The organism is Oceanobacillus sp. HCA-5259 (assembly GCF_037892815.1).
In the GTDB taxonomy this organism is placed as follows: domain Bacteria; phylum Bacillota; class Bacilli; order Bacillales; family Amphibacillaceae; genus Oceanobacillus; species Oceanobacillus indicireducens.
Window position 1 is genome coordinate 37,831 of record NZ_JBBKBV010000030.1, and the last position, 7,554, is coordinate 45,384.

Genomic DNA, 7,554 nt, shown 5'->3' on the forward strand with positions numbered 1-7,554 from the left:
GTCCCATTTCGCGGGACAAATGCTCTGACCCCCTGTCCCTTTCAAGCGAGCAGGATGTATAGGCCAAATCCGAATAGGATGCTTCCGCCAAGGAGTTCACTGTATCTTCCTAGAAATCCTTGAACACGGCGCCCGATTAATAAGGCGATACAAGATAACAAGGCACTGGATGCACCGAATAATATAAGGGCAAGCGCAATATGGACCCCTGTAATCCCAAGACCAAAACCGACTGTGAAGCTATCCATGCTTACGGTAAAGCTAAGGATAATCAGACCAATTCCAGCTGGCTGGATGATGAGTTTTTTCTCTTCGGTAAAAGCGTTGAAAAACATCTGGGAACCGATGAAAACAAGTAACGCTCCCCCGATCAGGTGGGCATAACTTTCAAATGGCCCTGCTACCATTATTCCCATAAGAATTCCAATTAACGGCATGATGATATGAAATGCCCCAATGATTAAACTTATCCACAGAATGCGTTTTAATCGGATCTGCTGCATGCCGATCCCTAGGCAGACCGAAAAAGCGTCCAGTGCAAGAGCCTGGCCCATAAAAATGAGTGTGACAAATTCTCCTGTTGAAATGCCCAACAAAAATCCCCCCTTGGACATGCTTATACACTATATGCATGTCCAAGAGGGGATATGTGGAAAATTAACAAAGACGAAAACCGCGCCATACAGTAAGATTTGCTTTCGCGCGGCCGCCTAAAGATTGCGATTAATCGTCCCACCGAGGAATTTTTGTACGAGCGCGTTCAGTAGTCACAGCAATGCACAAACTGTACCTCCAGGATGGAAAGAAGTTCGATGTTGGTGCCTATATGTGCGTGATCTTAATCGATTTCCTTTTTACCTGAAGCGAGATTAAGAGGACGGGGAGCTTTAGACTATATCATGAAGTTGTAATTCATTTGAGTTTTGCTGGGTGCGGACGCCGTACCTGCAATTTTAATTATCCACAATACTCTTACTTCTTATTATACCACCAGCGTTTAATAAAACGAAACTTCATTCAGCGGAAGTTTCGACGCACAGAACGCGTTAATGTCGATGTTGCGAGACGAATCGCTTTTTTCATCCAATTACTATAATTAAACTAAGGGATATAATCCGTCTTCGCTTTTTTCAAACGGTTCATGATTGCTTGTCCGATTCCCGATTCGGGAAAAACTTCAGAAACGATTATATCCACATCCGATCTTTTAACTTTCCGTAAGTTATCATACAGCTTATTTGCAACATCTTCTAAGCTGGAGCCGAGGCTAAGTTTCAAATCTGCTTCGACAAGCTCGAGGATCGTATCACGTGCAAGAAGAGCAACCTTTTTTCCTTTCGCGGTTTCCTCAGCAATTACGTTTTGGATTTTCTCCGCACCTCCGTCCACAAGCCACAGGGGAACATCCGGTGAATAATGTTTATATTTCATCCCCGGGGAGGCAGGTTTATCCACAGTTTCATTCACGGGCTCGGCAACAGGAACAATTTGTTCAATTTGTTCTTTCGTAATGCCACCTGGGCGAAGAATCACAACATCGTGTTCCCTACAGGAAATGACAGTAGACTCCACACCCACCCCAGTCGGACCACCATCTACAATCCCCGATATCTTCCCGTTTAAGTCCTCATCCACATGGTTTGCGGTGGTCGGACTCGGCTTACCTGAAAGATTGGCACTCGGGGCAGCGACCGGGAAATTACATGCTTGAAGCAGCTCCAAGGCAACCGGATGATCAGGGATACGCACACCGATTGTGGATAGTCCAGCAGTCACATTCTCTGCACAAGCCCCATTACTTTCGAGCACGTATGTTAATGGACCGGGAGAAAAAGCAGTAATTAAATCATCCACATATTCGGGGAGGTTATCCACAAGTTGTTGCAATTGTTCAACATTTGCGACATGGGCGATAAGCGGATTATCTTGAGGTCTCCCCTTCGCTTCAAATATCTTCGCGACGGCTGACTTGTTCGTTGCATCAGCTCCAAGACCATACACCGTCTCAGTCGGAAAAGCAACGGTCTCTCCAGCCTTTAGGAGGGCAGCTGCCTCGCTAATGAATTGTTTATTTATCGTCGTTCCTCGTTGTATGTTCCATCGTTTCGTTTCCATTCATTAAATCCTCGTTTCTCTTTCGTTAACCTTCGCTACTATGTTACCAGTTTAGTTGATATTTTTATATTGTGCAATCCACTGATTTATCCACAAAAAATCCTGCGGCAATTTATCCACAGGACTTTATTCAAAATAAGTGGGCATATAAACATTTTGAAATTTATAAGTAAATTATCAACAAGTTATTCACAGGAAAATGTGGAAAATAAAATAGCTGTTTACGAAACGTGATAACTCCACCAACACCCTGATGTTACTGACTTCTCGGGGATATTTTGTTTATTTTTTTCCTGTTGGAAGTCAAGCGACTCAAGCAGGATATCCACAACCGGTTGGTGACTGTGGACATATACAATTTTTGCCTCTTGTTTACGGGCAATCTGCAGAATCGTTTCCAGCAAGACAGGTAACTTCGCGGCATGTGACTGGGTAATATAGAGCTGCTTCAACCAACATCCACCAGAATCCAGTTCATCAAGAATAAAACTCGCCTCAATCCGCCCTCCAATTTCTACTACAAATCCCTTATCAAAGAGTAACGGTTTATCGATACGGTCATTTCTCGTCAAGAAATCATCAAGCTGCTCATAGGTCGCGTGTTTTACGGGCATTACTTTCATTTCGATTCACCTCTACTAGATTTGATTGTTCCCTTTCTGACATGTTATGCAAATCGAAGAAAACTATGACCAACCAAGCCATTCAAAAAGGAAAAATTTAATCTCGGTTTCCTCTTCTTCCTCTAGTTCTTGGTCTAACTCGCCATCTTTCGCTTCTACCGTTGTTCCGAATGAGAAATCAAGAAAGCAAAGGGGCGGGAATAACACACACCACCAGTTGGAGCCATCACCTTCACCAAGTGTAATTAAAATCGCTTCATACTCACCTGCCGGGTACAGATAGTCTCCATACAACTTCATTGGAAACGTAATATTCTTGCCGTAATCTACTGTGTATTCCCTATTTTCATCCGAATCCGACTCTTGCAAAACTTCTCCGACAAGCTCGTCAATTTCAGGCAGACGCTCCTGAATGAGTTCGCGTGCTTCCTCAATATCTGTAATATCCGCCACCCATCTGCTTACTACTCTGTTAACTTCATCTCTTACCTCACGCTTGATTTGTTGGTCCTTTTCCTCATCACTGTTTGCTAAAATCCGCAGGCGAATCGCTTCGTCAGGAATGACCTGGTAATCTAGATTTTCTGTTTGTTCATCGGGAGTCCATCCCGCAAGACTTGTCCACATAAAAGCTATAATAAAAATAAAGAATACTAGTTTTTTCATTTTCGGTACTCCTTTTTCAACTGAATTATCCACAGTATGACCAAAGAAACGAAAATTTAAACTAGTATTCTAGTAAAAAGTTATTTGTCACGTATTAACGGTCTGTAATACCTGATTCTGTTCAACTAAACATTCAGTGGGCGAGGTAAGGATACACCCACTGAATGAGTTTCACTTTAGCAGATTTTTACGAGAACGATACGATCTTTTCCGTTGATATCTTGAATGATTTCCACATTGCTGTCAGGGAAACTTTCCTCTACAAGTTGTTTCACTGCTTCTCCTTGCATATGCCCGATTTCAAAGGCAATCAAGCCGTTTCGATTGATAAGCTCTGTTGCTTGTTTCACGATTTTTTTATATGCAGCAAGTCCGTCGTCTTCCGCAAAAAGGGCAAGATCGGGATCGAAGTTTTTCACCGTGTCATGAAGTTCCCCCCGTTCCGCTTCAGCAATATAAGGCGGATTTGAAACGAGGATATCCACAGGTAGTTGTCTTTCCGTGAGTGGTTGTAAAAAATCACCTTCAAAAAAAGTAACATCAGCTCCAAGCCTCGCTGCATTCGCCCGCGCGACGTGGAGTGCTGCCTCGGAAATATCGGTTGCGAAAACGTCTGCTTCAGGGAGTTCCAAGGCCAGTGTAATCGCAATAATTCCGCTACCCGTACCTACATCAACGATTCTCACCTTTTGATTTCCCCTCAAGTATACGGCTGCAATCGTATGCTGCACGAGTTCTTCCGTTTCCGGGCGGGGAATGAGGACTGATTCATTCACCTGAAAACGCCGGCCGTAAAATTCCTCATAACCGGTAAGATGCTGTAATGGGATACCCGTGTTTACATGCTTTTCCAGATCCGTTTGAAAAGCATGATACACTTCTTCCGGAATCGTCTCACGCATATTTAGGAAAAATGCTGATCGCGAGAGGCCGAGATGATGTTGGAGGAGTAACTCGGCAAAACGAGGTTCTCGGTTATTTGCTTCTAAAAAAAGAGAAGCCCGTTTCAGGACTTCATATTGTTTTAACGTCATTTTATTCACCAATTTGCTCTAATTTCGCTGTCTGTTCTTCTAAAACTAGGGCCTCAATAAATTCATCTAGTTTCCCGTCAAGAATTTGATCGAGCTTTTGGATAGTAAGCCCGATACGATGATCCGTTACACGGTTCTGCGGGAAATTATATGTGCGGATACGTTCGGAACGGTCACCTGTACCAACCGCAGACTTACGCGTTTCATCATATTCTGCTTGAGCTTCCTGCTGGTATTTATCATAAATTCTTGCGCGCAGAACTTTCATTGCTTTTTCTTTGTTTTTAATTTGTGATTTCTCATCTTGGATGGAGACGACAATTCCTGTTGGTTCGTGGGTCAAACGAACGGCTGACATTGTCGTGTTAACACTTTGTCCTCCAGGTCCGCTCGAGGCAAAGGTATCAACACGTATATCTTTTTCATGGATATCTATTTCCACTTCTTCCGCTTCCGGAAGTACTGCAACGGTTGCGGTCGATGTATGGATACGTCCGCCAGATTCTGTTTCTGGTACACGCTGCACACGGTGGGCACCGTTTTCGTACTTCAAGCGAGAATATACATCTTTTCCATTAATCATGAAGATAATCTCTTTATAGCCGCCGACACCTGTCGTGTTTGCTTCCATCACATCCGTTTTCCAGCCCTTTTCTTCGGCATAACGGGAATACATCCGGTATAAATCACCAGCAAAGAGCGCTGCTTCGTCTCCACCTGCCGCACCGCGGATTTCCACGATAACGTTTTTACCATCGTTCGGGTCTTTTGGCAATAGAAGGACTTTCATATTGTCTTCTAATGTCTCGAGTTGTTCTTCAAGTTCACTGATTTCCATTTTTACCATTTCTTCCATATCACCGTCGAGCTCATCCTCGAGCATTTCTTTTGCATCGGAAAGCTCAGTCGATAAACTTTTATATTCGCGGTATGCTTGAACAACATCTTCCAAATCAGATTGTTCTTTCCCGTACTCGCGTAATTTATTCGGATCACTCGACACTTCCGGGTCACTTAATAATTCATTCAATTTATTATAACGATCTTCCAACGCTTGTAAGCGATCTAACATCACGAACACCTCTTTTTGAATTAACACTCTAATTATAGTATAGCCGCTACAGTTGGTCAAAATTTTTTTAAGATGCGGAGGTGGTAAACACCCGAGGTAAGTCGTTGATTGAGTTATACTGCTTATAAACGACCGGAAAGTTGAATCAGCTCGTTTTTCCAGCGATTATAAGCTGGAGTAAGTGGGTGGCATTCTTGTTTGAGAGGTTGGAGCACTTATAATCAATCGAAGTAGTGAGCCCGGTACGTTTTTTCAAACGATTAGAGCCCATAATAAGCCGAAGACGTCAGTTGCCCGCCTGTTCGAGCGGTTAGAGCACCTAAATCAATTCAGGTAATGCTCTACCGACTCGTTCGAAAGTTTAAAACTTCTCTACTAAACTCCAATCGATTAAAAATGCTCTATTTTGTGCTGTTTGTTAACTTGTTAACGAAACCTATTCTACTAGGTTTGTTCGGTACTTCATGATGGTGTCTGCATCTTGGTTCATAGGATTCAGAGGCACCGACGAGAATGACCGGATCATCGTAGGAGGCTGGTTTTCCGTTGATTAATCGTTGCGTGCGCGTTGCAGGTGATCCGCAAATCGGGCAAATTGCATTAAGTTTCGTTACGTATTCACTCATCGCCATTAATCTTGGCATCGGCCCGAATGGTTCACCGCGGAAATCGGTGTCGAGTCCGGCAGCAATGACAAGGATGCCGCGATTGGCGAGTTCATCAATTACTTCAATGATTGATTCATCAAAAAATTGCACTTCATCGACGCCGACAACTTCAACCGTTTCGTCGACGTACTCGAATATATCTTTTGCATGTTTGATCGGGCGAGCCATAATTGTCGTTCCGTTATGAGATACGACGGACTCGTCGTCATACCGGTTGTCGATTACCGGCTTAAACACGCGAATCTGCATATTTGCATAGCTGGCGCGGCGAATCCGGCGAATAAGCTCTTCTGATTTTCCTGAAAACATGCTGCCGCAAATTACTTCGATCCAGCCGCTTTGCTTCATCATATACATGTGCGTTGACCTCTTTTCTTGTTGCATAGCAAACAATAAAATAAAAATGCTGTGAATAACTAGTTGCTAGTACTAGCCACGTCTAGCGCCCAGTGACTCGGACTGCTTCAGTTTGTACGCCGCTTTGCCTACCGGACGTGCTTAGTATAGGCGCCCGCGTAACGAATCGCGTACTTAGCCTGTATGGGCACTTCCGCCTTTATGTCGTTAACAGATTACTTATACAAGTGTATACCAATTTGCAGTGTATTTTAACCCTGTTCGAGAAAAATATTAAAATTAATTTTGAGTGTAACAAGCATGATATATAAACAAACAAAAGACAGGCAAATTGGCTTTCGACATTTTGCCTGTCTTTTTTATTATTTCAATCTAGATTTAAGGGCTGGCGACTCGAGACATAAGCCATAATCCTCCGAGTGCCAATAGCGGGCACTCTGCGGCTTCTGACTTATGCTTTTCGTCGCTGGGCGAGTCCTTTCACCCTTTTGTTCAATCTAGGTTCAATCTAGATTCGGCTCCTTGAAGCTGCCGTCATAAGCAAGGGACACGAATAGCGGGAAGTGCACCCGCTTTTCGGTCCCTTGCTAGCGTTCAGCTTCCGAACAGTCGCCTCACCTTTTTATTTCATATTATATTTCTTCTTGAATCGGTCTACTCGTCCGCCTACGCGATCGGCTTTTTGTTTGCCTGTATAGAACGGGTGGGAGTCTGAGCTGATTTCAACTTTGATTAGTGGGTACGTGTTGCCGTCTTCCCATTCAATCGTTTCGTTAGACTCTCTTGTAGAGCCGCTTAAGAATTTGAAATCTGAGCTTGTATCAAGAAAAACTACTTTACGGTATTCTGGATGAATATCCTTTTTCATTTCATTCCACTCCTTTTTGCCCTGAATCCTGCGGAGACAGAGTTATTGTAAGAGCCGTCATAAGTGGTAAAAAACTTATCAAAACTCACATAAAAGAATTATACCAGCATCAGTTTAAGTTTGCAATCATTTTTTTATACCAAAAAGTTAT

The 7,554-nt window shown here is 43.3% G+C and carries 8 protein-coding genes; all 8 read right to left on the reverse strand.

Translation table 11 applies throughout. From position 1 onward, the window contains the following. Positions 1-41: 41 nt before the first annotated feature. Positions 42-593 (reverse strand): manganese efflux pump MntP, encoded by a 552-nt coding sequence (locus WKU33_RS14560; RefSeq protein WP_232334278.1) that lies wholly within the window; start codon positions 591-593, stop codon positions 42-44. 508 nt (positions 594-1,101) lie between these two features. Then, the gene (locus WKU33_RS14565; RefSeq protein WP_336251704.1) at positions 1,102-2,115 is read right to left on the reverse strand and encodes an L-threonylcarbamoyladenylate synthase; all 1,014 of its coding nucleotides are present in this window, start codon (positions 2,113-2,115) and stop codon (positions 1,102-1,104) included. A 221-nt stretch (positions 2,116-2,336) separates the two neighbouring features. After that, entirely contained in the window at positions 2,337-2,738 is a 402-nt protein-coding gene (locus WKU33_RS14570; RefSeq protein ID WP_156854241.1) for a hypothetical protein, read from the reverse strand. Between the two features lie 63 nt (positions 2,739-2,801). Beyond that, a complete protein-coding gene (gene spoIIR, locus WKU33_RS14575; RefSeq protein ID WP_340455318.1) occupies positions 2,802-3,404 on the reverse strand; it encodes a stage II sporulation protein R in 603 nt (200 codons plus the stop codon). 176 nt (positions 3,405-3,580) lie between these two features. After that, positions 3,581-4,438 (reverse strand): peptide chain release factor N(5)-glutamine methyltransferase, encoded by an 858-nt coding sequence (prmC, locus tag WKU33_RS14580; RefSeq protein ID WP_336251706.1) that lies wholly within the window; start codon positions 4,436-4,438, stop codon positions 3,581-3,583. Between the two features lies 1 nt (position 4,439). Next, a complete protein-coding gene (gene prfA / locus WKU33_RS14585; protein ID WP_340455320.1) occupies positions 4,440-5,510 on the reverse strand; it encodes a peptide chain release factor 1 in 1,071 nt (356 codons plus the stop codon). 401 nt (positions 5,511-5,911) lie between these two features. Then, a complete protein-coding gene (locus WKU33_RS14590; protein ID WP_156854233.1) occupies positions 5,912-6,535 on the reverse strand; it encodes a thymidine kinase in 624 nt (207 codons plus the stop codon). A 622-nt stretch (positions 6,536-7,157) separates the two neighbouring features. Next, entirely contained in the window at positions 7,158-7,403 is a 246-nt protein-coding gene (locus WKU33_RS14595) for a type B 50S ribosomal protein L31 (protein WP_156854231.1), read from the reverse strand. Positions 7,404-7,554 lie beyond the last annotated feature (151 nt).